Raw genomic sequence first — 315 nt, 5'->3', positions numbered from 1 at the left:
ATTTTGAAGAACACACGGAAATTTCTTCAGAGCTTGTTCGTAGGATAAAAAATGGATTTCAGACCATTGAATATGAAATGGATGACTTGCTCGTGAAGTTAAATGGGGGCTGGAGTGTGAATGATCAGCTTCCGTTTATACCTGAAGACTATGTTTTTCCGAAAGATATGCAGATACACTTGGACGCAAATATTCCACTTCTCGATCGACAGATTAAGCGATTGAAACAGCGCGAGTTGTCATTCACTTCACAAGGTGGTCGTGATAGTGAATCAAGTGAGGACAATGGTTTTTCTGATAACAGTGGGGATATGG

Annotated in this window: 1 protein-coding gene; it reads left to right on the top strand. The window is 40.3% G+C overall.

Annotated features, from left to right (window positions below; all coding sequences use genetic code 11):
* Positions 1-315 (top strand): hypothetical protein (locus AOA62_RS31845; protein ID WP_218244160.1); only part of this gene is annotated, 315 nt, incomplete at both ends.

Source organism: Pseudomonas sp. 2995-3, assembly GCF_002742565.1.
Lineage (GTDB): Bacteria > Pseudomonadota > Gammaproteobacteria > Pseudomonadales > Pseudomonadaceae > Aquipseudomonas > Aquipseudomonas edaphica.
This window is presented reverse-complemented; position numbering and strand designations above follow the sequence as displayed.